Below are 26,665 nucleotides of genomic sequence, written 5' to 3' on the forward strand. Positions count from 1 at the left end.
GTATAGATTTAGTTAAGTTTATCGTATCGGTAGTATTCTATGGGTTATTTTTCAAATAGTTTATTAGTTTTGTTTGTTCTTATCGTATGTAGCTGTATGATTTTTGGTTGATAATATAATAGTAGTTTTATATAAAAGAAGTTAACTGTGGTAAGGTTAACTTCTTTTTATTTTACGTTCAGAAGGAATTATATTGTTCTTATGGAAGTTTGTTTAAGTTAATTTCATAATTAAGAGGGTAATTTTACGAAATACAAACAAACGAGAGAATAAGGAGTATTCACATGAATAATAGTATAAGCTACACAATTGAACACCCAACAGACTTCAATGAATTATTAGCGTTATATGAATCTTTAGGATGGAATTCTCTTCAATTAACGGTTAACGAGTTAGAACAAATGTGTAAACAAAGTTGGTATGCAATGTATGCTTTTGATGATAAGAAGCTAGTAGGGATGGGGCGTATTATATCAGATGGTGTAATCACAGGCGTTATTTGCGGAGTTTGTGTATTGCCAGAGTATCAATCCATTGGTATTGGAAAAGAAATAGTAAAGCGATTAATCCATCACTGCGAACAAAACAAGGTTATTCCTCAACTTATGTGTGTGGAAAAATTGCAATCTTATTATGAATCTATAGGGTTTGAGGCATTTTCTGTTGGAATGACAAAACATATTATAAGATAGTGGGGCTTTATATTTCCAGTTTACTCGTACATATCTTCAAACTTCAGTATAAAGGAGAGTTGCTATATGGAGATTGCTAAAGGGATAGAAATGTTACAACTTGAGTTTCAAGAATTTATTATTCATCCAATTCTTTTATGGGATGATGAAATTGCAGTTTTAATAGATACTGGTTTTCCTGGACAATTTGAAGATATACAAGTAGGGATGGAAAAGGTTGGGGTATCATTTGATAAGTTAAAAGTCGTGATTTTGACGCATCAGGATATAGATCATATAGGTAGTCTTCCGGAGTTATTGCAAATCTGTGGAAGTAATATTAAAGTTTATGCGCACGAGTTAGATAAGCCATATATTGAGGGAGATTTACCTTTATTGAAAGATGGAAAAGTCGAGAATCCACCAAAAGGAAAAGTGAGTAATACTGTGATTGACGGGCAAGAACTTCCGTATTGCGGTGGGATACTAATTCTACATACTCCAGGGCATACGCCGGGTCATATTAGTTTATATTTGAAACAAAGTAAAACTCTTATTGCAGGAGACTCGATGTATAGTGTGAATGGAAAGTTAGGAGGAATTCACACCCCAACAACCTTAAATATTAAAGAAGCACAGCAGTCTTTGAAGAAGTATTTAAATTTAGATATTGAATCTGTAGTTTGTTATCATGGTGGATTAAGTAAGGGGAATATAAATGTTCAAATTCAAAAGTTGTAAAGGTGGCGAGTAAAATTTTTTTGTTAAATAGTGCTAAAATATAATTTAATTACGAGTATGTAAATAATAAAAGAGCATGTTTGAATTTTTCAAACATGCTTTTTTATTAAATGGAATCTATTCATATTAACGGCCTAATCCGTTCCAATAAAACGAAACGATTTCTTGTGCTAATTCATCTATATTTGCAAGAATTGGATTGTGATTTTCATCTTTAAAATTCCCAATTGATAATAAAGATACGAAAGCATGAGCCACAAACTTAGCGTTTCCTTTTGGGATTTCTCCCATTTGCATTGCATGATTCAGTGCTTTTTCTAGCACTTCATACATGCTATCTTCAGCATGTTTTAATTGTTTTAATTGTTCTTCAGATAACGATAGCTTTGCATCTTTCATAAAATTTTTCATATCAATATCCATTGTTGCGTGTAAGTAGACTTTAGCGAAGTCCAATAATCTTTCTTTTAAAGTCTTATTTGTAGAAAGGATTTGAGACATATTCTCGCGTATACGTACCATCATTTGAATCATAGTAGCGGTAAATAAAGCTGCTTTTGTTGAATAGTAATAGTAGACGGTTGCTTTCGTAACACCACAAACTTTTGCGACTTCATCCATGGAAACGACTTGATAATTTTGAGTAAGAAATAGCCGAGTTGCCACTTCTAAAATGGTTTCTTTTGTAGATTTTGTATTTTTATTTTGACGAGGCCTTCCAAGAGGACGTTGTTTTTGTTCCAAATCTATTCGCTCCTGACATGTATTGTTGAGATAATTATAACACAAATTTTTATTCATTCTTGATTAATTAACCGACCAGTATATATAATTAATAGTGGAAGAGAAAAGAAAGGTGGGTTTTTATGAAAAAGCATCCGTTACATATGTTAGGGAGGCTTGTAGCAGGGAAGCATACGCAATGGATAACTTTATCGGTATGGATTCTTATTACATTACTACTTTCATTTACGTTACCACAAGTAAATAGTACGAAAGAACCGAATCCGAAAAATTTACCGAAAACAGCTATGTCGCAGCAAGCGGAAGCACTTATGAAAAAAGAGTTTCCGAATAATGCAGGGAATCCTTTATTAGTAGTATGGTATAGAGATGGTGGATTACAGTCGCAGGATTATAAACTCATACAAGACGTTTATAAAGAGTTAAAGGCTAGTCCTTTAAAAGAACAATCAACATTACCACCATTTGATACAATCCCGGAACAAGTATTATCAAAAAGTGCATCAAAAGATGGTACATCATTTGTTACACCAGTATTCTTTAACAAGGCTGCTGGAACAGATATATTAAAAGGAAATCTTGATGATTTAAGAAAGATAGTGAATAGTAAGGTCGATGGAGATCCATTTAAACAAAAAATAAGTGATTCTGGATTACATGTTCGATTATCTGGACCTGTAGGTATTCAAACTGATGCGGTTAGCTTATTTAGTCAAGCTGATGTGAAGCTGTTAGTTGCTACTGTACTACTCGTATTAGTCTTATTAATTTTACTGTATCGTTCACCAATTTTAGCAATTTTACCTTTACTTGTTGTGGGCTTTGCATACGGTATTATTAGTCCTACACTTGGTTTTTTAGCTGATCACGGATGGATTAAAGTAGATGCCCAAGCGATATCAATTATGACAGTATTATTGTTTGGTGCTGGAACGGACTATTGTTTATTTTTAATCTCGAGATATAGAGAGTACTTGCTAGAGGAAGAAAGTAAATATAAAGCATTGCAACTTGCAATTAAAGCTTCTGGCGGAGCAATTATAATGAGTGCGTTAACTGTTGTACTTGGATTAGGAACATTATTACTCGCTCATTACGGTGCTTTTCATCGATTTGCGGTACCATTTAGTGTTGCTGTATTCATAATGGGAATTGCTGCTTTAACAATTTTACCAGCGTTATTATTAATTTTCGGTAGAACTGCATTCTTCCCATTTATACCGAGAACAACTTCAATGAATGAGGAATTTGCAAGAAAGAAAAAGAAAGTCGTAAAAGTTAAAAAATCAAAAGGTGCCTTTAGTGAAAAACTTGGAGATGTTGTAGTACGAAGACCGTGGACAATAATTATGCTCACTGTATTTGTTTTAGGTGGATTGGCTTCAGTTGTACCACGTATTCAATACACATATGACTTATTAGAATCGTTTCCAAAAGATATGCCTTCACGTGAAGGGTTTACGTTAATTAGTGATCATTTTTCAGCTGGGGAACTAGCACCAGTAAAAGTTGTTGTTGATACGAAAGGAAAAGAGCTTCCTATTAAAGAAGAACTAGAGGGATTTTCTTTTGTAAATACAGTAAAAGACCCAAAAGAGGGTAAAGAAAATAAGCAAATAAAAATGTATGAGGTTTCTTTAGCTGAAAATCCATACTCAATTGAAGCGTTAGATCAAATCCCTAAATTGAAAAGTAGTGTAGAAAAAGTATTAAAAGATGCTGGGATTAGTAATGCAGAAGATCAACTATGGATTGGCGGAGAAACAGCATCATTATATGATACAAAGCAAATTACGGAACGTGATGAAGCAGTTATCATTCCAGTAATGATTAGTATTATAGCTTTATTATTACTTGTTTACTTACGATCAATTGTCGCGATGATTTATTTAATTGTAACTGTTGTATTATCGTTCTTCTCGGCACTAGGAGCAGGGTGGCTATTACTTCATTATGGTATGGGAGCGCCGGCCATTCAAGGTGCGATACCGTTGTATGCATTCGTATTTCTAGTTGCTTTAGGTGAAGATTATAATATCTTTATGGTTTCAGAAATATGGAAAAACAGAAAGACACAAAATCACTTGGATGCTATAAAAAATGGCGTTATACAAACAGGTAGTGTCATTACATCCGCAGGTTTAATTTTAGCAGGAACTTTTGCAGTGTTAGGTACACTTCCAATTCAAGTTCTCGTTCAATTTGGTATTGTAACTGCAATTGGTGTACTACTAGATACATTTATTGTTAGACCATTACTTGTACCAGCAATTACAGTTGTTCTAGGTCGCTTTGCTTTTTGGCCAGGAAAGCTTTCAAGAAAGAGTGAAGAAGTACAAAAGGTGGATGCATAGTTAAGAAAGCCAAGGATATTTTCCTTGGCTTTCTTCTATGTATTTTATTAATTTTTTGAAGTCAAATCATCAGTTACAGCATGATCAGCATCTTCAATAGCAGTTTCTGGCATTCCATATAAGCCGTTCATTGCTTGTTCTTCTACATTAAGGTTTACAGTATTATTATTTTGAATAGGTGTATTGTTTGCGATAGCATTATCTTTTTTATTTACATTTTTGTCATTCATGTTTGAATCCTCCAAACGTCAGTTGATTTATTAATAGTATGTGGTTGGATTTCAATAAATATGTGAATGAATTTTTGTAGATGTTATATAATTAAATAAAAACTTTAACTATTAGGAGTGAACAAGTTTGGTGAAAACAAGAAAGTTAGCCTTCTAAAATAAAATGAAATTTTAGGAGGCTATTAAAATGAGGTTTCATATAATTGACAGAGAAAATTGGAATAGAGAGCAGTATTTTGAACATTATTTAAAGTTGAAATGTACGTTTAGTATGACTGTGAATGTTGATATCACGAGGTTATTAAAGGAATTACATCAAAAGGGAATAAAATTTTATCCCGTTTTTATATATTTAATTTCTAAAGTAGTAAATAATCATAAAGAATTTCGAACATCTTTTAACGATGAAGGAATTTTAGGATGTTGGGAGGAAATGATCCCAAGTTATACAATCTTCCATAAAGATGATAAATCTTTTTCAAGTATATGGACGGATTATTCTAGTGATTTTCACATTTTCTATAAAAACTATGAAGAGGATATGAGGTTGTATACTAATGTTCATGGTCTCTTCACGAAAGAAAACATTCCTCCCAATGTTTTTCCGATTTCTAGCATACCTTGGGCTAGTTTTACTGGATTTAATCTAAATATTAATAATGATGGTGATTTTCTATTACCGATTATAACTTGTGGGAAATATTTTAACGAAGAGAATAAGGTTATGCTACCAGTTTCATTACAAGTTCATCATTCGGTTTGTGATGGATATCATGCGAGTCGATTTATAGAAGATTTACAGGAGTTAAGTCATACTTGCAACGAATGGCTAAAATAACAACTAATTTTTAATTATATACAAGTGAAAATGAATAATAGAAGAGATCATGTTGATATTGCATGGTCTCTTTTTTATTCATCTAAATAACAGTGGAAAATATAGGTTAATTTGTAGTTTAATAATAAGTAGAGTGATTAATTTTAATTTTCTTTATTTTATAACTGTATTGTTTACAAAAAATATTATCTTGTAACAATGAAGGGGAAAACAAAAATGACAATAATATCTATAGAAAAAGCTACAATTTTAGATGCTGAAAAGTTAACAGAAATAATGGCAAAAACATTTGATGAAGAAGCAAAACGATGGCTATGCGGTCAATGTGATGGTATTGACTATAACATCCAACCACCAGGCTATTCTTCAGTTGAAATGATGAGATATTCAATCGAAGAACTGGATTCTTTCAAGGTAATAGTGGATGACAAAATAATCGGAGGAATTATAGTTACGATTTCTGGTAAGTCATACGGTCGAATTGATCGTATTTTTGTAGATCCTGATTATCAAGGAAAAGGAATTGGATCACATGTTATTAAATCAATTGAAGTGGAATATCCAAGCATAAGGGTTTGGGATCTCGAAACATCCAGTAGACAACTTAATAATCATCATTTTTATGAAAAAATGGGCTATGAAATAATTTTTAAATCTGAAGATGAGTATTGTTATGTAAAAAGAATAACTGTAGAGTCAGCTAAAGAGAACCTGATTAAAAATAATGATATGAAAAATAGCCAATATGAAAACTGTAATCTAGCAAATACAGAGTATTATCAAGTGAATTTAAAAAACAGTTCCTTTATTGGTAGCAATATGATGAATCTGAAGATGAGTAATTGTAATGTGAGTCAATCAAAGTTTAGAAATATAAATTTTAAAAGTTCTTTATATGCCGATTTAAATCTTTCCGGTAGTAAATTTTCTTTTGTGACTTTAGGTGGAGTTCATTTTAAAGATACAAACCTTGGAGAAGGTAAACATCCTATTTCATTTAATAGATGTGATTTGGAAGGTAGTGCGATAAATAATAGTAATCTGAAAAATATGGAAATAGAAAATTGTGATATAACTGGTATGAAAATAAATGGTATTCCAATTGAAAATCTGCTGGAGTTATATAATAGAGTAAAAAGTTAACCAAATTGTAGATAAGGATAAGCTGTTCAAAAATTGGATGTTATACTGAAATGATTATGTAAAAATAACATAAAGAAATATAGAAGAGAAGGGGTTTCAACCAGGGGTCTAGAATGAATAATGTATTGTTATGAATATGGAGGGGAGAAAATATGGAGATCAAACTAAGAGCGGTAGAAATACAAGATGCTAGAGCAATTCATCGTATATGCATACAAGATGATGTATTACCTTATATGGTTTTCTTACCTAGTATGCGTGTAGATGCGATGGAAAATAGAATTCGTAATTTAGCGCCAAATCAATTTGAATTCGTTGCAGAGTATGATGGAGAAGTTGTTGGATTTGTTGGATTAACCCAAAGCCCAGGACGTAGATCTCATTCGGGGGATTTGTTTATGGGGGTAGATAGTGAATATCATAATAAAGGCATTGGGAAAGCACTTCTTACAAAAATGCTTGATTTAGCTGATAATTGGTTAATGTTAGAGCGAGTAGAGCTTGGTGTTTTAGAAACGAATCCGAAAGCGAAATCGCTATATGAAAAATTTGGATTTGTAGAAGAGGGAATAAAATTAGGGAATTTGAAGGCTCACGGAAAGTTTATTAATGAAATTATGATGAGTCGTTTTAGACCTGATGGTTTAATTGTACATAATGAATAGTGAAAAGCATGACAAATTAATGTCATGCTTTTTTATTTGCTAGTTGTGATTTGGTAGTTTTGGTTGTAATAAGAATAATGCTAAACCAATAAAAATAAATGTAATGCCTAGCCCTTGTTGTAAAGAAATAGTCTCATTTAATATAAAGTACGCTAGTATACAAGTTCCAATCGTTTCTCCTAAAATACTCATAGAGATTACAGTAGCACTCATCCATTTTAATAACCAATTAAAAGCTGTTTGCCCTAAAATTGTAGCAATAAATGCTAAGCCGATAAAGCACAACCAAGTTTGTGTAGAGTAATGGATGAAAGATTCTTGCTGCGTGTAGGCAAATACACCGAGAAAACAGGCGCTACTTCCATAACTAATTACCGAATACGGTATAAGAGATAAATCTTTACGAACATGTTGGCTAATGAAAAAGTAACTGGTAATAATTCCGGCCGCAATAAAGGCTAAAATATCTCCGTATAATGCTTCTCCGCTAATTTGGAAGTCTTGCCATCCGATGACGATACTTCCTGAAATAGCGATGAGGCAACCAATAACCGCTCCTTTCGTAAATCTCTCTTTAAATAGAAAGTAACCACCAATCATTGAAAATAAAGGTTGTAACGTTACGATAACTGTAGAACTCGCTACAGAAGTATATTGTAATGATTCAAACCATAGTACGTAATGTGCAGCTAAAAATAGCCCGGATATGAATCCGAATCCCCATTGTCCTCTTGTTACTGTTTTTAGCTCGTTTCGATTATTTTTATTAAATAGTAATAACGGTAATAGAATCAGTGCAGCAAAAAATAAACGGTAAAAAGCAATGATAGCCGCAGGAGCATCTGCCAATTTTACGAAAATTGCTGAAGTTGATAGGGCGAATACGCCGAAAAATAAGAAGCAATATGAAAGAATAGGTGATTTCACAGTTTGTCCCTCCGATAGAATGTTTATTATAATGAACTAAATACGATATAATGTACAAAGGTAAGTATATAAGTCCTTAAGGCGATAGGAAAGGATTATTTGCCTTTGTTTACTATGTCAGCACAAAGACAACGAAACATGCAATATGATGAACGAAAGGAAGGTTTTACTATGATACATGATAGACTCGGACAAACTGTATTAAGTTATCGTAAGAAAAATAATATGACAATTCGTGAATTTGCTGATTATGCAGGAATTAGTACTTCACTAATTAGTCAAATTGAACGAGGATATGCGAATCCTTCTTTAAGTGTATTGGAATTAATTGCGAAAGCATTAAATGTACCGCTATTTACACTTTTTATTAATGAGATTGATACAGATTCACTCATTTCTAAGAAAAAAGATCGAAAAAAAGTGTATCGGGAGAACAATGATCACATTGTATATGATGTATTAACACCGGATTTTATGAAAGCACGAATTGAAATGTTAATAATGGATTTAAATAAACAAGCAAACACAACGGAAAGTCACTATTCACATGAAGATAAAGAAGAGATTGCTGTTGTTATGAAAGGAGAAGTGTATGTGGAGTTAGAAGGAAAAGAATATTTTTTAGAAGAAGGTGATGTTGTACGTATTCCGCCAAATGTGAAACATCGTTTTTTGAATAAAAGTGATGTTTCCAATCATATTTTATTTGTATTGACGCCATCTTTAGGATGAGTATAAAGTGATTTTTATTATGGGGGATAAAAAGATGGAAAATAAAACTGTTTTAAGAGATGGTCTTTCAATTATTTCTCAGTGTAAAAAACAAACAAATGATATTTGGCATGCGCATTTCGGAGCAGCTGCAATTGCTAGTTATTTTTTTATGAAAGATAACAATATGGAAGAAGAGATCAATCATTGTATGTATTCCCAAACAAAAATGATGTTGAACAATCAAAACTTAGATGAAATCATCGATAGTAAAGAAGAAATTGATTTTCAAAGTGCTGAAAAACTGATTATAAAATCAATGGAGCATACAATTGATGAACTTCATTGGGTGGGGCATAATGTCATTTATGCTGCATTAAGTTTATTAGCTATGAAAGAGTTACAAAAATGGGGGAATAATCAAGCAATTGAAGGGATTACTAACCTTATATTATCGTTTCGAAAAACAATTCCTGGTAGATCGTGGATTGGTTTTACGACGAAGGAAGTAAAACAATTAAGTATAAACGATGAGATAGAAAGTGAATTCAAAAATCCGAAACAATTATCTAAGTTTATTTTAAAGGAGCTCTCGCAATTTAATATTATTTATAGAGCGGAAGCGCATCATGATTTAATTGGTCATTTGCTTACTTTTTCTCATGCAATTAATATTATGTATGATTTAGGGCATAGAGATATATTCCACCGAGGGATACGTCCACTGTTAAAACTAGTATACGTGTTACGTGCTAGTCAATATCTTATGCCGAATACTGAAATTAACTTGCACTCACCTATAGATCGTTTACCTTTAATCGAATCAAAACGTGCTCATGTATTACCAACAGAAAATCAATTTTGGCTAAAAGACTATAGTGCGTTTGATTGGGATTTCGGTCATGTTTTTAAATTCTCATATAGTTATTTTGATCATATAAAGAGAGCCCCAGAATATAAAGATATTACATTAGAGAAATTCCGATTTGTTATTAATACGTAATGAAGTCTAATGATCTGTATAAAGGGTTAAATTTAAAATTTTTTGTTGATAGTATATTATTTTTATATTTGTAAGATTTTACATACTTATTTTACTTTTACTAATTATGTAAATAGGCTATACTAAAATACATATATTTTAGTATTGGAGAGAGAAGTAAAACGACATGGAATTAGTAAAATTGGAAAAAGTCATTGAAATAAAGAAAGAAGAACTTTTATATTTAGTATCGGATTACGGAATTCAACATGAAAAAGTATTGGCATTAAGTCAAGAAATAGACAAATTGATTAATTACTTTATGTTTTTAAAATAAAAAGAACTATGGCATGATTTGAAAATGTTATAGTTCTTTTTTATTTGGAAATTCAGATGTATATTCTATATACTAATAATAGATAGAATATTCTGTTTTGAAGGAGGGAGATATATGATATTACATACGCACATTTCAGGCGAAGGGGAACCAATTATGCTTTTACACTCTGGTGGTATGACGGGTTTAGTAGAGTATGAAGAGCAGGTAGCATTTTTTCAAGAAAAAAACTATCAAGTAATTCGTCCGGATTTAAGAGGACATGGAAGATCAGGCGGGACATTGGAGAATTATTTCCTACGTTCTGTAAAGGATTTACATGATACGTTAGTGCATTTACAAATTGATAGATGTCATATAGCTGGTGTTTCCCTAGGAGGATTAGTTGCTTTATTATTCACAAAAAAATATCCAGATAAAGTGAGAACATTAACTTTTTCTGGTATCTTTCCGCTTAAGGGAGAAAATTGGGAGGAGTCTCAGGAGTATGAAGCGAATTGCCATCAGCAATTGATGGAAAATGAAGAAGTTGTAACTTATATGAATGAAATTCATGAGAAAAGTGATTGGAAAGCATTGCTTGAATCGTGGCAAGTTAAAGATTGGTACCCATTCGATGAAACTGGTGATGTAGCTAATCTTCAAGTACCTACACTTTGTATTGCAGGGGGAGATTCGGAAGATGAAGTTACAGCTGCTACAATGTTCAAACAATTAAATGAAAATATTCATATTGCTATTATTCCGTTTGCTGGTCATTTAGTGCACAACGATCAACCAGAAATATATTCGAATATATTGTCTAATTTATTACAGAATGCACAAGCTGCTAGTCGAATATAAGGACTTTTGGGTATAATAAGAAAGGAATTATTAATTGTATCGGTTAGGAGCGCAGCACATATGAAAACAGTTGTTGTTATCGGTGGAGGTATAACGGGACTTTCTACTATGTTTTATTTAGAAAAATTAAAAAAGGATAATAATATCGATTTAAATTTAATCCTTGTAGAAAAAGAAGATTACTTAGGTGGTAAAATCCATAGTGTAGAAGAAAAGGATTTTATTATGGAATCAGGAGCAGATTCTATCGTTGCTCGTAATGAACATGTTTTACCGCTTGTAAAAGATTTAAATTTAGAAGAAGAAATGGTATATAATGAAACGGGTATTTCTTACATATATTCTGATAATACTTTACACCCAATTCCATCTGACACTATATTTGGGATACCGATGAGTGTGGAGTCGTTGTTTAGCAGTACGCTAGTATCAACGAAAGGGAAAATTGTTGCTTTAAAAGATTTTATAACGAAAAATAAAGAGTTTACAAAAGATACTTCGCTTGCTGTATTTTTAGAAAGCTTTTTAGGGAAAGAGTTAGTGGAAAAACAAATTGCTCCGGTGCTTTCAGGTGTATATTCCGGTAAATTAAATGAGCTTACTATGGCATCGACATTACCGTATTTACTGGATTATAAAAATAAATATGGAAGTATTATTAAAGGTTTTGAAGAGAATAAAAAACAGTTTCAATCAGCAGGAAACAAAAAGTTCGTATCATTTAAAGGTGGACTATCTACGGTTATTTATCGTTTAGAAGAAATGCTGACTGAGACAATCGTTAAGAAAGGCGCTGTAACGACTGCTGTAAGGAAACAAGGTGATCGCTATGAAATCTCCTTTGCAAATCATGAATCAATCCAAGCTGATTATGTTGTTTTAGCAGCTCCGCATGATATCGCACAAACTTTATTACAGTCTAATGAGTTAAACGAGCAGTTTCATACATTTAAAAACGCATCTCTTATAAGTATTTACTTAGGATTTGATATACTTGATGAACAATTACCGGCGGACGGCACAGGATTTATCGTAACGGAAAACAGCGATTTACATTGTGATGCGTGTACATGGACAAGCCGGAAGTGGAAGCATACATCGGGAAAACAAAAGCTATTAGTAAGAATGTTTTATAAGAGTACAAATCCAGTGTATGAAACGATTAAAAATTATAGTAAAGAAGAATTAATACAAGTCGCTTTATATGATATTGAAAAGAGTCTCGGAATTAAAGGCGAACCAGAAGTAGTTGAAGTTACAAATTGGAAAGATTTAATGCCGAAATATCATTTAGAACATAATCAAGCTGTTCAAACATTACAAGAAAAAATGACGGATCTTTATCCTAATGTATATTTAGCTGGTGCTTCATATTACGGTGTTGGAATTGGTGCGTGTATTGGAAATGGAAAGAACATTGCAAATGAAATAATTGCAACATTAAATGAACCGTCAAAATAGAATACATATATAAATAAAACGTCCCTCCAGTATATTGGAGGGACGTTTTATTTATTTCACTTGAATTGAGATTTTTTTATTAGTTGTATTATTCTCAGTAATCGTTAATGTTATGTTCCCGGATTCTTTAAATGAATAGGATGAGAGTTGATAAAGCTCTTTTATGCCATGTTTCTTTTTTAATTTATTGGCTGGAAGTGATGTTATGTTCGGTTTCCATGATTCTTGCTTACCTGAAGGATAGTTAACTATTATTTCTGGATTATTTAATTGCATTGGTTCCCAAGAGGCAAAATGTAGTTCAACTTCTGTATCTTTCTTTAGTAATACTTCTGAGAAATATCCAAGCTCTCCGACATTACCGAAAACAGTAAAGTTTTGATTTTGTAATGTGATATCTAAATGTTTAGGTTGATATGTTGCTGCGTGATAGATTCCATATGAAAGAGAAAGAGTGGCGGCGATTAAAATACCGATTGAAAATGTTTTAAAGCTATTGCCCTTAAAATTAGTCATCATGAATGAATTTGGGGCGAACTTTTTTGCAAATAAAAATATGAGTAATATGAGTAAGAGGGATAAGCCGATGAATATATACATAGAAAACTCACACCTCCATAATAAAATAAGATATTGACTATATTTTACCATAAATGTATGGGGGAGGGTGTTGTTTTAGAAGGGAAAAGTGAGCACGGAATCGAATTTATAAGACGTATTATTAAGGGCGGGGTGATGGAGATGAAAATGAAAATAATACAATTAATTATAAAACTAGAGCATAAAGAGGTGATCATAGTATTTTGATCACCTCTTTATTTTTTCTAATCATGCAAAAGCAAGAAGGGTTATTTTTAGTTCGTATTGAATTAAGAGGATAAGCTTCTCTAGAAATATTTGATAAATGGGACATTGAGGACTTTCCTAATTATAAATACTTTTTCTGCTATAATGAATGAGTAGAAAGAAAGGAGTGATCCTGTGGCGTTTCCTATATTAGAAACAGAACGTTTACGTTTAGTTGAAATAGAACAATCTTATTGTCAAAAAATATATGAAATTTTTTCATTGGATGAAGTAACATGTTATTACGGTATGAATTCCTTTACGGAGTTTGGACAAGCGTCGCGTATGATTGAATCTTTTTCAAAAAATTACTTTGAGAAAAAGGCAATACGATGGGGGATTGTATTAAAAAAAACAAATACGTTAGTCGGTACAATTGGATTAAATAATTTACAACTATGGAGTAAACGATCTGAAATTGGATATGACTTACATCCTCGTTATTGGGGAAATGGTTATGCCTCAGAAGCGGCTCAAGAAATTATTCATTATGGATTTCGAGATTTAGGCTTATTTAGAATTGGAGCTATTACATACCCTGAAAATGTTACTTCTTGTAGAATGTTATCTAAAATAGGCTTTCATAAGGAAGGGTTATTACGTGGATATATTCATCAAGGAAATAAGCAACATGATGCACTATTGTATTCTATAATTCGAACGGATATAGAGGATATAAATTTATAATAAAAACCCCCTCTTATAAAAGAGGGGGTAAGTAAAAATTAACCTATTTTAGGTAATAAACGTTCTCCGCTTTTCATGCTACTTTTACATAAAGGGCATTTAGGCTCTTCTTCAAATGAAAAGTTCTTTCTCATCCATCCTAAACAATCCTCTGATTCACATTCCCAGACAGGGGTTTGTTCTGGTGGTACTTCTGCTACATCGTTCTTTCGATTGCGATACATATAACCACTCCTTTTATGTAAAAAATTTTAGTTATATATTAAAAAGGTTGTTAACCGAGCTGGTAACAACCTTTTTATTGTTTGAATTATAGCTTTACAACGTTTTTAGCTTGAGGTCCACGGTTACCGTCTTCAACTTCGAAGCTAACTTCTTGACCTTCGTCAAGAGATTTGAAGCCGTCGCCAGTGATAGCTGAGAAGTGAACGAATACGTCGTTACCGTCTGCAACTTCGATGAAACCGAAACCTTTTTCGCTGTTAAACCATTTTACTTTACCTGTTAATGTCATGGTAATGCCTCCTAAAATTTAAAAAGATTACAATATGATCGGCCTTATTTGAATGAAAAATAAAAGTTCACATATTATCAAACACCCATAAGGAGTATAAAATAATCCTGATTGATACTTGATAATATGCAAAGGAAATATGATGCTAAATTGACCTTAATTACTATCTTACAACAAATGGTGGGAAATAGCAAGTGCTGGTAATACCAGTGAATAATCTTGGTGATAATAGTAAAACGCACAAAGTCATCTCTTTTATTTATATATTATTCCAAATTTAGGTTTATGCTAAACGGAGAACATTTTTATTGAAAGTTTGCATTAGAGAAACAATATATAGTATTAATATATTTGTTAAGGGGGCGAGAATATTGCAATTTACTCAATTTAAAATAATTGAAGCAGCCAAAGAAGGAAGAAGAAAAATTCATCCAGTATTCGCTGTTATACTTGCAATTGTATTTTTAACTTTAGGTGAATTGTTCATGTTATTTATGTTGTTTTTACCGAAAGCAGAAACACTTTTAATGAAGGCTATTTATAGTGATATTGAGATGATATTGACGTTTGGCGGAGCTGTATTTTTTGTTTTTTTATGGGTTAGATTTGTAGAGAAAAGATCAATTTCATCCATTGGTTTTTGGAGAAATCAGTGGATAAGAAAATATTTGAGAGGTGCATTAATAGGTTTTGTTTTCATTTCAATACCAGTAATGATACTTTTATTAACAGGAATTGTACAACTACAAATGCAACAAATTACACCAACCGCTATAATTGGAATTGTGGGATCTTTAGTTGCTTTTTTAATACAAGGTGCAACAGAAGAAATTGTTGTTCGAGGTTGGTTATTTCCAGTCCTTTCTGTTAGAAGCCGTATATGGATTGGGATTGTTGTAACTTCTTTTTTATTTGGTTTTCTGCATTTACTAAATCCAGGTATTACAATTCTTTCAATATCGAATATAATATTAGTTGGTGTATTTGCAGCTTTTTACGTTTTGAAGGATAGTAGTCTTTGGGGGATATGCGCATGGCATTCCATTTGGAATTGGGCACAATATAACGTATTCGGATTTGCAGTAAGTGGAATGGCAATGTATTCTACACCACTTTTTAAACCTGTAACAAAAGGATCGGAAGTCCTTCATGGGGGCTCGTTCGGTATTGAGGGGAGTATCATTACAACAATCATGCTTTCTATCGCTTCCATTGTTTTATGGAGACAGTTATGGGGGAAAAATGCGAAGCAAAGAGATTTAAGTTAATGAAAGTGGGAGAAACTATGGGGATTATAGCGTTTGAGGGAGCAAGTGCGGTTGGTAAGAGTAGCACGTGTCGTGAATTAGAAAAAAATTATGGTGCTTACATTATACCTGAAGTGAATGTTTTATTTGAAAGACCAAAAAACGAACATAGAACATGGTATTTTGAAAAACAAGTAGAGCGCTGGAAAATAGCAGTGCAGAAATCAGAGCAATATGAATTAGTAATACTTGATGGCGACATTTATCAACCACTTAGTTATAATTGGTGTTTCCATTTTGATATATTTAATCAGCCGTTATCTTTAATAGAAAACTTTTATAAAGAAAAGCTGATACATAGGGAAATTGGTTTTCCCGATCAATATTTTTATTTATATACGAATGATGAAGAACTTAGAAAACGGAAAGAATCTGACGAGACAAAAAGAAGAAGAAACTTTGAAAAACATTTACATATATCAAAATCGTTTCAACGTTATTATGAAAATTTAAATGCTGTTACAGACGGATATTGCAAAATGATTGATGCGAAAAGTGTAAAATCGAATGAATTAGAAATTGTGAAAAGTTTAAATAGTTCAAATGTGTGTGAAGAGAGACGTTTTGATGTTTCGAGGTTAGATGCGATTACGAAGTGGTTAAAAGAACATCGTGCATAAAAACAACGAGTGCCTTATAAGGTACTCGTTGTTTTTTTATGTATTATATATTGATTTTAAAATTTGTAAGTTTGTTTTTTCATTTTTCTTAATAGCATTTGCATATTTAGCTAGAAAGAGCTGAGAAGGATAAACCGGTAGTTCACCACAAATATCGATACCATAAACATTTTTATTCCTAATAAGAGAATGTAAACATTTTAATAGTGTAGAAAGTTTCATATGTCCTTGATCCCAATTTGTAATAGTTACTTTTGAATCTAAAACATCTTTATCAATGCTTACATATATAGTATCTGTATGAATATGCGAAAGTATCGTATGTGTAGATACTTCATAAGTTGTATCTATCGGGAATACTTCTACGCATGAATAATCATTAGAATGAATGGTTAAAGAAGAAGGTCCGATAATAATTACTTTCTTTAATTTTGGGTTATTTTGAAGTGCGAACGATACCCATGACCCGCAAGAAATAAGAGTATGTTCATTTTCTTCTTTTAAGTTCATGTCAGTGTGATGATCAAATAAAATAAGGCTAAATGGTTCATCTATTTCTTTTAGTAGCAAATAAGATACATAATGATAATTTCCAGAACCGATAAAGGTGATTTCTCTTTGCTTTCTACGATATAACTCCCGTTTTATACGCTTTAAAGAAGGAGTCTCGCAATACAGGTTTGTGTGCTCTAAATGACTAAAATCAATATCTTCATGTGAATAAGAATGAAGTTTATTTTGTAATAAATATGTATCGTCAAAGTTTAAAAAAGTTAAACCGCTATACAATAAACTCATATTTATTCATCTCCTTTATATGTAGGCTAGCATATATTTTTATAAAATTAAAACGAAATACTTAGAGATGGATCTGCATTTGAAAAAGATGGATGTTTTGACAGAATAATCTTTCAATTGATAGAGAAAAGAAATATAATATAAGGAAATATATATGTGTGTTTCAGGAAATAGAGATTATGTAATAAATGAAAATGAGACTTGAAATGGAACTGAGAAAAAAGTAGGTAAAGATTAACTACCCGCAAAAGTTCAGTTGATTCAACGAATAATTAATGTTTCGAGTTATTATTTGTGAAAGGAGAATAAATGCGAGTATGAAAAAGATTATTATTTCAGATCTTGATGGGACTTTATTAAGAAGTGATAAGACAATTTCAGAGAAATCTATAAATATTTTAAGGGAATGTAAAAATAATGGAGACGAATTGATTTTTGCTACAGCAAGGCCTCCAAGAGCTATAAAACAGTATATTCCCAATGTGTTAAAGAGTGAGATTATCATTTGTTATAATGGGGCTTTAGTTCTTAAAGGTAATGATATTTTATATGAAATGAAGATTTCTAAAAATAACATTTTAGAAATTATAGAAATAGCAAAGAAGTATAATCTTCATCAGATTTGTCTTGAAATAGATGATAAGTTGTATTCGAATTTTGATGTTACTGATTATTTTGGTAATGTACCATGTGAAATTATGGATGTAAGAGATTTAGACTTTGAAAAAGCTTCTAAAGCAATTATTTGTACTAAGGGCTCAATAAACAAGGAATTCGTTAAAGAATTGCCTGATGAGTGTAAGGCAGTTATTACAGATGACGGAACATTATGCCAAATTATGCATGCAGAAGTTTCAAAATGGAATAGTATTCAATATGTTCTACAACACTTAAATCGAGAAGTCTCTGAAGTAATTGCCTTTGGAGATGATTACAATGATATGGAAATGATAGAGAAGTGTGGGATTGGTGTAGCAATGAACAATGCTGTTGAGGAATTAAAGTCAGTTGCTAAATTTATTGCTAAAAGTAACGATGAGGATGGAGTTGCTACATTTCTAGAAAATAAAAGTTTTGTTTATGTTAATTAGTATGAAAAAATAAATTGCAGCAAGCTACAAAAAAAGAGATGCTGCATCTGTTTTTGATAAATAGATAGTATGAATGGGATATGTGGGAGGAAACAAGCAAGATGAAAACATTTTTTAAAATAATAGGTATTTTAGCTGGTATGGCGGTAATCGGCGTAGGTGTAACATATGGTATGCTGTATTATCTAAATAATAGTAAACCAGCTGCGAAAAAGGCATCACCAGCTGCTCCGGCAGCAGAAGTACTAGCTGATAGTAATGTAAAAGCTGAAGATGCAAAGCTTTTAGAAAATGGCAATCATTCATTACCAAATAGCGGTTTTAATAAAAATTTTAAATGGACAGATGAGAACATACAGACAGCATTACATGAAATGGCACATCAAAAAACGAAAGCTGATCAAAAGTGGGGCTATATTTTTATCACACAAGAACGAATTGAAAGTTTACTTGATATTGTAAAGAGTAATGATCTAGTACAAGGAAATACATATGCAGATATTTTAGAGAGATGGAAACAAGGAAAATATGAAAAGATGGACGCGGATCACAATAAGATTTGGAAATTACAAAGCGGGAATTTAGGCGAAGGAAAAGGAGTAATGTCAGAAGCGGAACAAAAAGAGTTAATTAATCAATTGTTTATGCAAAAAGGTACATATTCAGGTAGTAAATTAATTGCAGATGGGGGACAGACTAATAAATAAGATAATATTGGAAGAGAGTAAGTGCTTATTAGGCAGTTACTCTTTTTTTGTGCACCTTTTAGTCTCGCTCTAGTAAGGAAAGAAACGATTGTAAAACGGGTGAAATCCATCTAGATTTATGATAGATTACATGGCTTTGAATAACTGTTGAAGTTTCGATAGGCTGAAAACAGAGTTGTTCTTTTTGACAACTTTCTTGTACAACAATGTAAGGAAGTATTGAAATTCCTAACTCACACATCACAGATTGTTTAATGACTTCAACGTTGGAAGTTTCAAATGTTTTAGCTGGAATATTTCCGCTTTGACGTAAAAACCGATCTACCATCGGTCTATAGCCGCAGCTTTGTTCTGTAAAGATAAATTGAGTATCATTTAGTAAACAAAATGGATTAGAGTGTGTAGAGTGATGGGGAGTTAAAATCCATCCAAATGCTTCATTACAAAAAGTACGCGTAATAAAATCATTATGTTCCATACTTTCTCCAATTATGAAAATAACATCTGTTTCTCCTTCACGTAGCTTATTCATTGCTTGTTCGTTTGTAGTTGTTTCCAGTATGATATTTACTTTCGGATTCTCCTGTTTGTACATACGTAATAATTGTGGTAATCGGTACACTGCTAATGATTCGTTAGATGTAATCGTTAAAGTTCCCTCTAAATCATCACTATTTTGAGGGATCTCTTGCGCTTTTTCATAAATAGCTAGTAATTCTAGAGCATAAGGATGAAATTGATGACCTGCTTTTGTAAGAAGTACTTTTTTCCCTAATCGATCGAATAGAGGGAGACGTAAATCGTTTTCTAATGCTTTCATATGCGCTGTTACAGTAGATTGCGCATAACCTAACGCATGAGCAGCTTTAGAAAAACTACCATACTTAACGATGGCACAAAATGTTTTAACATGTCTCATTTCCATAAGCTATCCCTCTTTTATTATCATGATTTGTGAATGATTATATCACGTATTTCAATTTTCCAAATGATTAAATTCTTTATAAAATGAAATTATAGAAATATTCATTTAAATTATATTGGAGGAGAAATGATGATCAAAAAGGGCTATCATGTAGCTGTAGTTGGTGCTACAGGTGCAGTAGGACAGAAAATTATTGAACTGTTAGAAAAAGAAACTAAATTTAATATAGTTGAAGTTACATTGCTTTCGTCAAAACGATCCGCTGGCAAGTTAGTGCAATTTAAAGGACGAGAGATAATGATACAAGAGGCAAAAGCAACTAGCTTTGAAGGTGTAGATATTGCCTTTTTTAGTGCTGGAGGAGAAGTGTCTAGACAATTTGTTAATCACGCAGTCACTAGTGGTGCCATCGTAATTGATAACACAAGTGAATACCGAATGGCGCACGATGTACCACTCGTTGTTCCAGAAGTAAATGCGCACACTTTAAAGGAGCATAAGGGTATCATAGCAGTTCCGAATTGTTCAGCATTACAGATGGTGATGGCACTTCAACCAATTCGAAAAGTATTCGGATTGGAACGAATTATTGTTTCCACATACCAAGCTGTGTCAGGTTCAGGAATTCATGCGATTCATGAATTAAAAGAACAGACAAAGTCAACGCTTGAAGGTGAAGAGGTTAAGAGTACTATACTGCCAGCGAAAAAAGATAAAAAACACTATCCGATTGCGTTTAATGTATTGCCTCAAGTAGATATATTTACAGATAATGATTTTACATTTGAAGAAGTAAAAATGATTCAAGAAACGAAGAAAATTTTGGAGGACCAAAACTTGAAAATGGCAGCTACTTGTGTGCGTGTTCCGGTCGTATCCGGGCACTCAGAATCGGTTTATATAGAACTTGAAAAAGAAGCAACTGTTGCAGAAATAAGAGAAGTGTTGCTGGATGCGCCAGGTGTTGTACTGCAAGATAATCCTAGTGAACAGCTGTACCCAATGCCATTATATGCAGAAGGGAAAATAGATACATTTGTCGGGAGAATTAGAAAAGACCCTGATACACCAAAAGGATTCCATCTTTGGATTGTTTCCGATAATTTATTAAAAGGGGCCGCTTGGAACTCGGTTCAAATTGCAGAAACGTTGGTGGAAGAGGGGATAATATAGTATAGGTAAATTAGGAAACTGTTAATGATTACAGTTTCCTAATTTTTATTTTATAATTGTTTTCTTTATTCCAGCCAAATTTGATTTGAAAGACAGTAAAAAACATCAAGAATGAATAAAATTCATTTGGTATGATATGGATAAATTAGATGTAAGGGGGGATTTAGATGTACCAAGTAAAGGGGTACTTTTCATCATTAAAAGGAAGTCATTATGATATTGGAAAGCAACAAGGAGAGTTTGTGAAAAATCATCCGTATCTCATTCCACAATTTATACAGCAAGAACATTTAGTATCAGATAATTATTGGACAGAATCTAGAAATATATTAAATCAATATTGTCCAGGAATTAATGAAGAAATTGAAGGGTTTTGTGAAGTGTTGAAAATTCCTGCTAGAAATCTGATGTATTATTATCAAACACTATTAAAAGCAGGATGTAGTCATTGTGTCGTATTACCTAAAAAGACAGATTCAAAGCACACATATGTATTAAGAAATTATGATTTGTCACCAAAAATAGATGATATGCGTTTTTGCTCAACACATGTTGAAGGTGCATATGTGCATAGTGGCTTTTCTACTTTTTATTTCGGTCGAACAGAAGGAGTTAACGAGCATGGGTTAGCTGTTACATTCTCAGCATGTGGTCAACCAGTAGGGAATATTGAAGGCTTACGAAAGCCAGTGTTAAGTGGTTTACAATGCTTTGCGGTAATTCGAGTATTATTGGAGAAATGTAAAAATGTGCAGGAGGCGATATCAATAGTTGATGAAATGCCAATTGCAAGTAATATTAATCTAATTGTAGCAGATCCTTTAGACGCAGCACGTATTGAAATATTTGACGGTTTTAAATCAATAACCAAAATTGATGAGGAAAACCAAGATTTTATCGTATCAACAAATCATGCGATTAGTTTATCTGTTCAAAAATTGAATAATAGAAGATTAGAACAATCTACAAACAGATATTACACATTGTATGAACATTTAAATCGAAATGAACAAGTTAGCATGGATTCTTTAAAAGAATTAGTAGAAAGAGAGTATCCTACTGGGCTGACAGTACATAATTATGAAGAATGGTTTGGAACTTTGCATTCTGTCTTATTTGATTTGCATAATCGTACAATGAATATTTGCTTCGGATCTCCACTATTCAACGACTGGTACTCATTGAAAGTTGGAGGAAGTCTTTCATTTTCTCAGGTAAATGTGAAATTTAATAATAAAACGTATACTGACTTTTGGAGAGAAGAACGCTATTAATTGATTCAAGAAGAATAAATGAGATAAAATGGTAATAGTAAGGTGTATGTACGGGAGGGATTGCCATTGCTAAAAGTAATGTTACCGATTGTTCTTATCTTATTTGTTGCCGTTTCAATGTATATTACTTATGAAAAAAGAAAAAAAGCAGGGGTAAAAGGATTGAAGAGTGCGTTAACTTCAATTTGTTTCTTTACACTAGCAATCTTAAATTTGCTTGCATATTGGTTTAACTTTGGCGGTATTTTTATTTGGTTCATTTCAATTGTTTTATTACTAGTCGGGGCATATTGTACGAAATATATTCCAATATCTAAAAAGGTACATTGAAATTTATTTGAGTTTAAAAGTTATGTTGTATTTTGTTTTGAAAAGAGATTATTCTACTAGAGCGTTGTAAAACGATTTTAATAGGATAATCTCTTTTGTTCGTTTAGCTTTGTAAAGAATGTACTGTTCTTTTTAGTTGCTCAATAAACTCTCGAGTTGCAGCACACATATATTTATCTTTTCTATAAATAAGGCCAATTTCTATTGTAGGAGTAGGATTTTCTATTTTAATAGCTTGAATGTTTTTATTTTGTAAAAAGTCTATATACGGTTTTGGTAACAATGTAATTCCCATTCCTTTTGAAACTATTTGGATTAAAGATTCCATCGTACTAATTTCTAAAATTGGTTTTGGTTTAAAGTTAAATTTTTGACAATGAGATGTAATTAGTTCGGTTAAAAAGAAATTTTTAGGTAAAAGAATTAAAGGGTAGTTCTGTAATTCAGCAATAGATACATGATTACGTTCAGCTAATTGATGATCGGTTGGTACGACTAATGTAAGTTCACTTTTGTATAGAGGGATAGAAATAATCTCCTTATCTTGCACCGGGAGAAATGTAATGCCAATATCTAGTTCGTTTTGTAATATTTTTTCACGAATATCTCCTGTACGAAGCCCTAATACAGAAAGCTCTATATTGGGATATGAATGATTAAAATTTAATATAGCTGGTGGTAGTAAATAATTTACGACGGTTAACAAAGAGCCTATTGTTAAGGAACCTTGCTGTAATCCGTTTAGATCTTGAATTGCAGAACGAGCTTGTTCGACTTCATGAAAAATGGTTTTACTATGTAATAATAAAATCCTTCCTGCATCAGTTAAAGATATTTTTTTACCAATGCGATCGAAAAGCGGCATTCCTACTTCATGTTCTAATGCACGTATTTGCTGACTTAGAGAAGGTTGTGAAATATTTAGTTTCTCAGCTGCTTTTGTGAAATGCAATTCTTTTGAAACAGCTAAAAAATATTCAAGTTGTCTTAATTCGATTGGAATCACCTCAAGTTTAATGATAGGTTATACCTATCATTATTATATAAATAATTGGATTGAACAATGATTTTGTTGAGCTTATAATCACTTTATTAGAGAGGGATTGAAAAGTTTTGAAGTAAGGATAGATAAGTATCGGAGCAAGGATATTTGAGTGGTTATTACATTTGCTGACCTTTTGTCATTTTAAATGAAAAATAGACAGAGAGTTTGAAAGTATAAATTAATCTATTGAAAAATTGTAGGGTAAGTAAGAGGAGCGATTAAGATGAATAAAGTATATGAGGTACTATCTTTAAATATAGGGTTACCAAAAGAGGTTACATACGGCGGAAAGGTAATTCATACAGGTATAAATAAGAAGCAAGTAAGGGAACCGGTGTTTTTATCCTTTTTAAAATTTAATGGAGATGGGCAAGCGGACTTAGTTCATCATGGTGGAGTAGATAAAGCAGTTTGTGTGTATTCTGGAGAACATTATAGATACTGGGAAAAAGAGTTGAATCAAGCCCTTGTATATGGAGCATTCGGAGAAAATATAACAATTAATTGTCTGTGTGAAGAGGATGTTTGTATTGGTGATACATTTCAAATTGGAGAAGCAATTGTACAAGTAACACAGCCAAGACAACCTTGTTTTAAATTAGCTAAGAAATACAATATTCCAAAGTTACCACTTTATTTTCAAGAAACAGGATATACAGGATTTTATTTTCGTGTATTAAAAGAAGGATGGGTATCACCTGCTGATACGTTAAAGTTAATAAAGTCTGATCCAAAAGGTGTTACAGTAGCATTTGCTAATCGTATTATGCATAAGGAAAAACAAAATATGGAAGGGCTAAAAAGGATCTTAGAAGTACATGCACTTTCTACAAGTTGGAGAAATACATTTGAAAAGCGAATGAGAGGAGAAGAAATTAATACGAGGGAGAGACTAGAAGGAAAAAAATAATAAAAATATTTTTTTATAAATGGTGCATTTCTATGAGTAAAAACGAAGTAGAAAGCACTATTTTTATATAATAAACTTATTAATATTCAAAAATCTTAATATTGTTTTATTCGACTTATTTTCGAATAGTCAAAACATAAAATTAATTAGACTCTTTTTTTATATTTTATGATAGTATATTGATTGGTAAGACCTATTACATTAAGAGCAGGTTATATAACTAAATCTAATTTGATGGAATTAAAGTATGGAGGGACAACATGGGGAATGTTGAAATTTTTGAAAAATTTCTTTTAGAAGAACCAAAAAGAGAGCAGTTATTTCCTTTATTTGAAGAAGTGTTTGGAATTACAATTCAAACATTGAATGATTTTTCAGAGAGAGGTTATTGGGATGATACATACAAAGCTTTATCATTTTTACATGACGATAAAGCGATTGCAAATGTTGCGGTATTTTCGCTACCATTGCTAGTAAATGGTGCAAGAATAAATGCAGCCGGCATTCAAACGGTAATGACTCACCCTGATTTTCGTAGACAAGGACTCATGACACAATTAATAAGTAAAATGATAGAAGAAATTGATAAGAAATGTGAATGTACATTATTATTTACGGAAAAACCTGAACTATATACATCATTTGGGTTTAAAGTTGTGCAGGAGTATTTGATGACTATTCTATATGATAAAAAGAATAATAATGACTCCTTACTTAGAAAATTAGATTATTATATGGAAGAGGATAGAAAGTTAATACATGAAACTATTGATAGTAGCCAAAGACTTTCAAATAATTTTTCAACATTAAACTTCCGTCCTTCGTTTTATTTGAATATGTATGATTCGGGATGGAATGGGAAATTGTATTATTCAGAGAAACTAGATGCTCTAATTGTGTATGAAGTAGATAATGAAAAGTTGAAATTATATGGAGTATTTGCACCAGTAATTCCAGTTTTAGATGAAATATGCGGAGAAATCGCTGAAAGATTTACAGAAATCGAATTTTACTTCTCACCAGATCAATTAGGGATTGAGGATGTACAATTTACAGAATTACAGTCTAATAAGTATTTAATGGTTCGAAGTAATAAAGAGTTAGATTTTAAAGGTTATAAATTCCCTGTATTAGCGGAGTTTTAAATGTTTGTATAAAGGCTTTATTATGGAGGAACTATGAATATATCGTATATACCTAAACATGTTGAGCAGCTCACTATAATGAATGTCCCTGAATATTATAAAATTAATGACAATCGGTCGTTTATCGTCCGTTCGAAAGCAGAAACAGATTTCTGGCTTAAAACACATTATGGTTTTGAAGTAATGAATGGTCATGTATTTTATAATGAAATGATGACAGACTTTCAAGCTGAAGTTCAATTGTGTATGAATCCAAATTCAAAATACGATCAAGCAGGTCTTTTTGTTATGATTTCGGAAAAGTGTTGGTTGAAAACTTCATTAGAGTATATTCCAGATGGCCCTTCTCATTTAGGAGCTGTCGTAACGAATAATGGATATTCTGATTGGTCAACACAAGACTTTCCAACAGAATTAGCTACCCAACAACTTCGTTTTCGAATTGTTCGCAAACGTGGCGATTATATAATATATGTAAAAAATAGCTGTCAATGGGAACAAATAAGAATGGCCCATTTGATGGAGGATATAGGGAATGCGCCTGTTAAAATAGGTTTTTACACGTGTAGTCCTTCTAAAAACAATGGATTTGAGACTGAGTTTTTAGATTTTACAATTGAAGAGATATAGATGAAAAACCGTATTC

Annotated in this window: 31 protein-coding genes; 22 read left to right on the top strand and 9 right to left on the bottom strand. The window is 32.0% G+C overall.

The window, feature by feature from the left end; translation table 11 throughout:
* Positions 1-284 precede the first annotated feature (284 nt).
* Both GFJ36_RS11305 and GFJ36_RS11310 read left to right on the top strand, forming a co-directional pair.
* Complete coding sequence (locus GFJ36_RS11305) at positions 285-692, top strand: GNAT family N-acetyltransferase (RefSeq protein ID WP_087985922.1); 408 nt, start codon at positions 285-287, stop codon at positions 690-692.
* 66 nt (positions 693-758) lie between these two features.
* Positions 759-1,412 carry an MBL fold metallo-hydrolase gene (locus GFJ36_RS11310; RefSeq protein ID WP_087985921.1) on the top strand — a complete coding sequence of 218 codons (654 nt, stop codon included), beginning with the start codon at positions 759-761 and terminating at the stop codon, positions 1,410-1,412.
* Between the two features lie 126 nt (positions 1,413-1,538).
* Here GFJ36_RS11310 and GFJ36_RS11315 read toward each other — a convergent pair whose 3' ends face one another.
* The gene (locus tag GFJ36_RS11315; RefSeq protein WP_087985994.1) at positions 1,539-2,162 is read right to left on the bottom strand and encodes a TetR/AcrR family transcriptional regulator; all 624 of its coding nucleotides are present in this window, start codon (positions 2,160-2,162) and stop codon (positions 1,539-1,541) included.
* A 116-nt stretch (positions 2,163-2,278) separates the two neighbouring features.
* Between GFJ36_RS11315 and GFJ36_RS11320 the strand changes: the two genes are divergently transcribed.
* A complete protein-coding gene (locus tag GFJ36_RS11320) occupies positions 2,279-4,510 on the top strand; it encodes an MMPL family transporter (RefSeq protein ID WP_087985920.1) in 2,232 nt (743 codons plus the stop codon).
* Between the two features lie 47 nt (positions 4,511-4,557).
* Here GFJ36_RS11320 and GFJ36_RS11325 read toward each other — a convergent pair whose 3' ends face one another.
* Positions 4,558-4,740 carry a DUF4021 domain-containing protein gene (locus tag GFJ36_RS11325; RefSeq protein WP_000998381.1) on the bottom strand — a complete coding sequence of 61 codons (183 nt, stop codon included), beginning with the start codon at positions 4,738-4,740 and terminating at the stop codon, positions 4,558-4,560.
* A 187-nt stretch (positions 4,741-4,927) separates the two neighbouring features.
* Between GFJ36_RS11325 and catA the strand changes: the two genes are divergently transcribed.
* The 3 genes from catA to GFJ36_RS11340 all read left to right on the top strand — a co-directional run bounded on the left by catA (position 4,928) and on the right by GFJ36_RS11340 (position 7,386).
* On the top strand, positions 4,928-5,578 hold the full coding sequence (gene catA / locus GFJ36_RS11330; RefSeq protein WP_087985919.1) for a type A chloramphenicol O-acetyltransferase: 651 nt from the start codon (positions 4,928-4,930) through the stop codon (positions 5,576-5,578).
* A gap of 216 nt (positions 5,579-5,794) precedes the next feature.
* Complete coding sequence (locus tag GFJ36_RS11335) at positions 5,795-6,721, top strand: GNAT family N-acetyltransferase (RefSeq protein ID WP_098230634.1); 927 nt, start codon at positions 5,795-5,797, stop codon at positions 6,719-6,721.
* Between the two features lie 152 nt (positions 6,722-6,873).
* Entirely contained in the window at positions 6,874-7,386 is a 513-nt protein-coding gene (locus GFJ36_RS11340) for a GNAT family N-acetyltransferase (RefSeq protein WP_087985917.1), read from the top strand.
* Between the two features lie 39 nt (positions 7,387-7,425).
* On the opposite strand, the gene GFJ36_RS11345 is transcribed toward GFJ36_RS11340, so the two are convergent.
* Positions 7,426-8,313 carry a DMT family transporter gene (locus GFJ36_RS11345; protein WP_157349557.1) on the bottom strand — a complete coding sequence of 296 codons (888 nt, stop codon included), beginning with the start codon at positions 8,311-8,313 and terminating at the stop codon, positions 7,426-7,428.
* 171 nt (positions 8,314-8,484) lie between these two features.
* On the opposite strand from GFJ36_RS11345, the gene GFJ36_RS11350 reads away from it, so the two are divergent.
* From GFJ36_RS11350 to GFJ36_RS11370, 5 genes are all read left to right on the top strand, one after another.
* On the top strand, positions 8,485-9,045 hold the full coding sequence (locus tag GFJ36_RS11350; RefSeq protein WP_048563035.1) for a helix-turn-helix domain-containing protein: 561 nt from the start codon (positions 8,485-8,487) through the stop codon (positions 9,043-9,045).
* Between the two features lie 34 nt (positions 9,046-9,079).
* Positions 9,080-10,027, top strand: a complete 948-nt coding sequence (locus GFJ36_RS11355; RefSeq protein ID WP_157349558.1) for a hypothetical protein — start codon at positions 9,080-9,082, stop codon at positions 10,025-10,027.
* Between the two features lie 166 nt (positions 10,028-10,193).
* Positions 10,194-10,343: an aspartyl-phosphate phosphatase Spo0E family protein gene (locus GFJ36_RS11360; RefSeq protein WP_000424361.1), complete on the top strand. Its 150-nt coding sequence runs from the start codon at positions 10,194-10,196 to the stop codon at positions 10,341-10,343.
* A 114-nt stretch (positions 10,344-10,457) separates the two neighbouring features.
* Entirely contained in the window at positions 10,458-11,186 is a 729-nt protein-coding gene (locus tag GFJ36_RS11365) for an alpha/beta fold hydrolase (RefSeq protein ID WP_097892020.1), read from the top strand.
* 60 nt (positions 11,187-11,246) lie between these two features.
* Positions 11,247-12,647 (top strand): protoporphyrinogen oxidase, encoded by a 1,401-nt coding sequence (locus GFJ36_RS11370; RefSeq protein ID WP_087985912.1) that lies wholly within the window; start codon positions 11,247-11,249, stop codon positions 12,645-12,647.
* Positions 12,648-12,698: 51 nt separating this feature from the next.
* On the opposite strand, the gene GFJ36_RS11375 is transcribed toward GFJ36_RS11370, so the two are convergent.
* Positions 12,699-13,247 (bottom strand): hypothetical protein, encoded by a 549-nt coding sequence (locus GFJ36_RS11375; protein WP_097892025.1) that lies wholly within the window; start codon positions 13,245-13,247, stop codon positions 12,699-12,701.
* 381 nt (positions 13,248-13,628) lie between these two features.
* On the opposite strand from GFJ36_RS11375, the gene GFJ36_RS11380 reads away from it, so the two are divergent.
* On the top strand, positions 13,629-14,180 hold the full coding sequence (locus GFJ36_RS11380; protein ID WP_064474117.1) for a GNAT family N-acetyltransferase: 552 nt from the start codon (positions 13,629-13,631) through the stop codon (positions 14,178-14,180).
* Between the two features lie 38 nt (positions 14,181-14,218).
* Here GFJ36_RS11380 and GFJ36_RS11385 read toward each other — a convergent pair whose 3' ends face one another.
* Both GFJ36_RS11385 and cspD read right to left on the bottom strand, forming a co-directional pair.
* A complete protein-coding gene (locus tag GFJ36_RS11385; protein ID WP_000286202.1) occupies positions 14,219-14,404 on the bottom strand; it encodes a cold-shock protein in 186 nt (61 codons plus the stop codon).
* A gap of 86 nt (positions 14,405-14,490) precedes the next feature.
* A complete protein-coding gene (cspD, locus tag GFJ36_RS11390; protein ID WP_000176365.1) occupies positions 14,491-14,694 on the bottom strand; it encodes a cold-shock protein CspD in 204 nt (67 codons plus the stop codon).
* Positions 14,695-15,065: 371 nt separating this feature from the next.
* Between cspD and GFJ36_RS11395 the strand changes: the two genes are divergently transcribed.
* Positions 15,066-15,962 (top strand): CPBP family intramembrane glutamic endopeptidase, encoded by an 897-nt coding sequence (locus GFJ36_RS11395; RefSeq protein ID WP_097892028.1) that lies wholly within the window; start codon positions 15,066-15,068, stop codon positions 15,960-15,962.
* Between the two features lie 17 nt (positions 15,963-15,979).
* On the top strand, positions 15,980-16,621 hold the full coding sequence (locus GFJ36_RS11400; RefSeq protein WP_087985993.1) for a nucleoside/nucleotide kinase family protein: 642 nt from the start codon (positions 15,980-15,982) through the stop codon (positions 16,619-16,621).
* 36 nt (positions 16,622-16,657) lie between these two features.
* Here GFJ36_RS11400 and GFJ36_RS11405 read toward each other — a convergent pair whose 3' ends face one another.
* A complete protein-coding gene (locus GFJ36_RS11405) occupies positions 16,658-17,419 on the bottom strand; it encodes an arginase family protein (protein WP_157349559.1) in 762 nt (253 codons plus the stop codon).
* Between the two features lie 317 nt (positions 17,420-17,736).
* Between GFJ36_RS11405 and GFJ36_RS11410 the strand changes: the two genes are divergently transcribed.
* Complete coding sequence (locus tag GFJ36_RS11410) at positions 17,737-18,510, top strand: Cof-type HAD-IIB family hydrolase (protein WP_087985908.1); 774 nt, start codon at positions 17,737-17,739, stop codon at positions 18,508-18,510.
* 80 nt (positions 18,511-18,590) lie between these two features.
* Positions 18,591-19,217 (top strand): PRK06770 family protein, encoded by a 627-nt coding sequence (locus tag GFJ36_RS11415; protein ID WP_116300182.1) that lies wholly within the window; start codon positions 18,591-18,593, stop codon positions 19,215-19,217.
* A gap of 58 nt (positions 19,218-19,275) precedes the next feature.
* On the opposite strand, the gene GFJ36_RS11420 is transcribed toward GFJ36_RS11415, so the two are convergent.
* The gene (locus GFJ36_RS11420) at positions 19,276-20,142 is read right to left on the bottom strand and encodes a LysR family transcriptional regulator (protein ID WP_048546776.1); all 867 of its coding nucleotides are present in this window, start codon (positions 20,140-20,142) and stop codon (positions 19,276-19,278) included.
* Positions 20,143-20,271: 129 nt separating this feature from the next.
* Here GFJ36_RS11420 and GFJ36_RS11425 point away from each other — a divergent pair, with 129 nt between their 5' ends.
* The 3 genes from GFJ36_RS11425 (at position 20,272) to GFJ36_RS11435 (ending at position 22,919) form a co-directional block, all read left to right on the top strand.
* Complete coding sequence (locus GFJ36_RS11425) at positions 20,272-21,315, top strand: aspartate-semialdehyde dehydrogenase (RefSeq protein ID WP_087985906.1); 1,044 nt, start codon at positions 20,272-20,274, stop codon at positions 21,313-21,315.
* A 167-nt stretch (positions 21,316-21,482) separates the two neighbouring features.
* A complete protein-coding gene (locus GFJ36_RS11430) occupies positions 21,483-22,589 on the top strand; it encodes a C45 family autoproteolytic acyltransferase/hydrolase (RefSeq protein ID WP_097892035.1) in 1,107 nt (368 codons plus the stop codon).
* 66 nt (positions 22,590-22,655) lie between these two features.
* Positions 22,656-22,919 carry a hypothetical protein gene (locus GFJ36_RS11435; RefSeq protein WP_137036306.1) on the top strand — a complete coding sequence of 88 codons (264 nt, stop codon included), beginning with the start codon at positions 22,656-22,658 and terminating at the stop codon, positions 22,917-22,919.
* 103 nt (positions 22,920-23,022) lie between these two features.
* On the opposite strand, the gene GFJ36_RS11440 is transcribed toward GFJ36_RS11435, so the two are convergent.
* Positions 23,023-23,925 (bottom strand): LysR family transcriptional regulator, encoded by a 903-nt coding sequence (locus GFJ36_RS11440; protein WP_087985903.1) that lies wholly within the window; start codon positions 23,923-23,925, stop codon positions 23,023-23,025.
* A gap of 262 nt (positions 23,926-24,187) precedes the next feature.
* Between GFJ36_RS11440 and GFJ36_RS11445 the strand changes: the two genes are divergently transcribed.
* The 3 genes from GFJ36_RS11445 to GFJ36_RS11455 all read left to right on the top strand — a co-directional run bounded on the left by GFJ36_RS11445 (position 24,188) and on the right by GFJ36_RS11455 (position 26,649).
* Positions 24,188-24,874: an MOSC domain-containing protein gene (locus GFJ36_RS11445; RefSeq protein ID WP_048546785.1), complete on the top strand. Its 687-nt coding sequence runs from the start codon at positions 24,188-24,190 to the stop codon at positions 24,872-24,874.
* A 260-nt stretch (positions 24,875-25,134) separates the two neighbouring features.
* The gene (locus GFJ36_RS11450) at positions 25,135-26,019 is read left to right on the top strand and encodes a GNAT family N-acetyltransferase (protein WP_048546786.1); all 885 of its coding nucleotides are present in this window, start codon (positions 25,135-25,137) and stop codon (positions 26,017-26,019) included.
* Positions 26,020-26,052: 33 nt separating this feature from the next.
* Complete coding sequence (locus GFJ36_RS11455; RefSeq protein WP_097892038.1) at positions 26,053-26,649, top strand: DUF1349 domain-containing protein; 597 nt, start codon at positions 26,053-26,055, stop codon at positions 26,647-26,649.
* The last annotated feature ends 16 nt before the right edge of the window (positions 26,650-26,665 follow it).

It is taken from the genome of Bacillus sp. EE-W1, from assembly GCF_009760835.1.
GTDB classification, from domain to species: Bacteria; Bacillota; Bacilli; order Bacillales; family Bacillaceae_G; genus Bacillus_A; species Bacillus_A wiedmannii.

Coding starts and splice junctions, on each gene's coding strand:
- GFJ36_RS11305 (WP_087985922.1), top strand. CDS start 285: ATGAATAATAGTATAAGCTACACAATTGAACACCCAACAGACTTCAAT.
- GFJ36_RS11310 (WP_087985921.1), top strand. CDS start 759: ATGGAGATTGCTAAAGGGATAGAAATGTTACAACTTGAGTTTCAAGAA.
- GFJ36_RS11320 (WP_087985920.1), top strand. CDS start 2,279: ATGAAAAAGCATCCGTTACATATGTTAGGGAGGCTTGTAGCAGGGAAG.
- GFJ36_RS11325 (WP_000998381.1), bottom strand. CDS start 4,740: ATGAATGACAAAAATGTAAATAAAAAAGATAATGCTATCGCAAACAAT.
- catA (WP_087985919.1), top strand. CDS start 4,928: ATGAGGTTTCATATAATTGACAGAGAAAATTGGAATAGAGAGCAGTAT.
- GFJ36_RS11335 (WP_098230634.1), top strand. CDS start 5,795: ATGACAATAATATCTATAGAAAAAGCTACAATTTTAGATGCTGAAAAG.
- GFJ36_RS11340 (WP_087985917.1), top strand. CDS start 6,874: ATGGAGATCAAACTAAGAGCGGTAGAAATACAAGATGCTAGAGCAATT.
- GFJ36_RS11350 (WP_048563035.1), top strand. CDS start 8,485: ATGATACATGATAGACTCGGACAAACTGTATTAAGTTATCGTAAGAAA.
- GFJ36_RS11355 (WP_157349558.1), top strand. CDS start 9,080: ATGGAAAATAAAACTGTTTTAAGAGATGGTCTTTCAATTATTTCTCAG.
- GFJ36_RS11360 (WP_000424361.1), top strand. CDS start 10,194: ATGGAATTAGTAAAATTGGAAAAAGTCATTGAAATAAAGAAAGAAGAA.
- GFJ36_RS11365 (WP_097892020.1), top strand. CDS start 10,458: ATGATATTACATACGCACATTTCAGGCGAAGGGGAACCAATTATGCTT.
- GFJ36_RS11370 (WP_087985912.1), top strand. CDS start 11,247: ATGAAAACAGTTGTTGTTATCGGTGGAGGTATAACGGGACTTTCTACT.
- GFJ36_RS11375 (WP_097892025.1), bottom strand. CDS start 13,247: ATGTATATATTCATCGGCTTATCCCTCTTACTCATATTACTCATATTT.
- GFJ36_RS11385 (WP_000286202.1), bottom strand. CDS start 14,404: ATGTATCGCAATCGAAAGAACGATGTAGCAGAAGTACCACCAGAACAA.
- cspD (WP_000176365.1), bottom strand. CDS start 14,694: ATGACATTAACAGGTAAAGTAAAATGGTTTAACAGCGAAAAAGGTTTC.
- GFJ36_RS11400 (WP_087985993.1), top strand. CDS start 15,980: ATGGGGATTATAGCGTTTGAGGGAGCAAGTGCGGTTGGTAAGAGTAGC.
- GFJ36_RS11405 (WP_157349559.1), bottom strand. CDS start 17,419: ATGAGTTTATTGTATAGCGGTTTAACTTTTTTAAACTTTGACGATACA.
- GFJ36_RS11410 (WP_087985908.1), top strand. CDS start 17,737: ATGAAAAAGATTATTATTTCAGATCTTGATGGGACTTTATTAAGAAGT.
- GFJ36_RS11415 (WP_116300182.1), top strand. CDS start 18,591: ATGTGGGAGGAAACAAGCAAGATGAAAACATTTTTTAAAATAATAGGT.
- GFJ36_RS11420 (WP_048546776.1), bottom strand. CDS start 20,142: ATGGAAATGAGACATGTTAAAACATTTTGTGCCATCGTTAAGTATGGT.
- GFJ36_RS11425 (WP_087985906.1), top strand. CDS start 20,272: ATGATCAAAAAGGGCTATCATGTAGCTGTAGTTGGTGCTACAGGTGCA.
- GFJ36_RS11430 (WP_097892035.1), top strand. CDS start 21,483: ATGTACCAAGTAAAGGGGTACTTTTCATCATTAAAAGGAAGTCATTAT.
- GFJ36_RS11445 (WP_048546785.1), top strand. CDS start 24,188: ATGAATAAAGTATATGAGGTACTATCTTTAAATATAGGGTTACCAAAA.
- GFJ36_RS11450 (WP_048546786.1), top strand. CDS start 25,135: ATGGGGAATGTTGAAATTTTTGAAAAATTTCTTTTAGAAGAACCAAAA.
- GFJ36_RS11455 (WP_097892038.1), top strand. CDS start 26,053: ATGAATATATCGTATATACCTAAACATGTTGAGCAGCTCACTATAATG.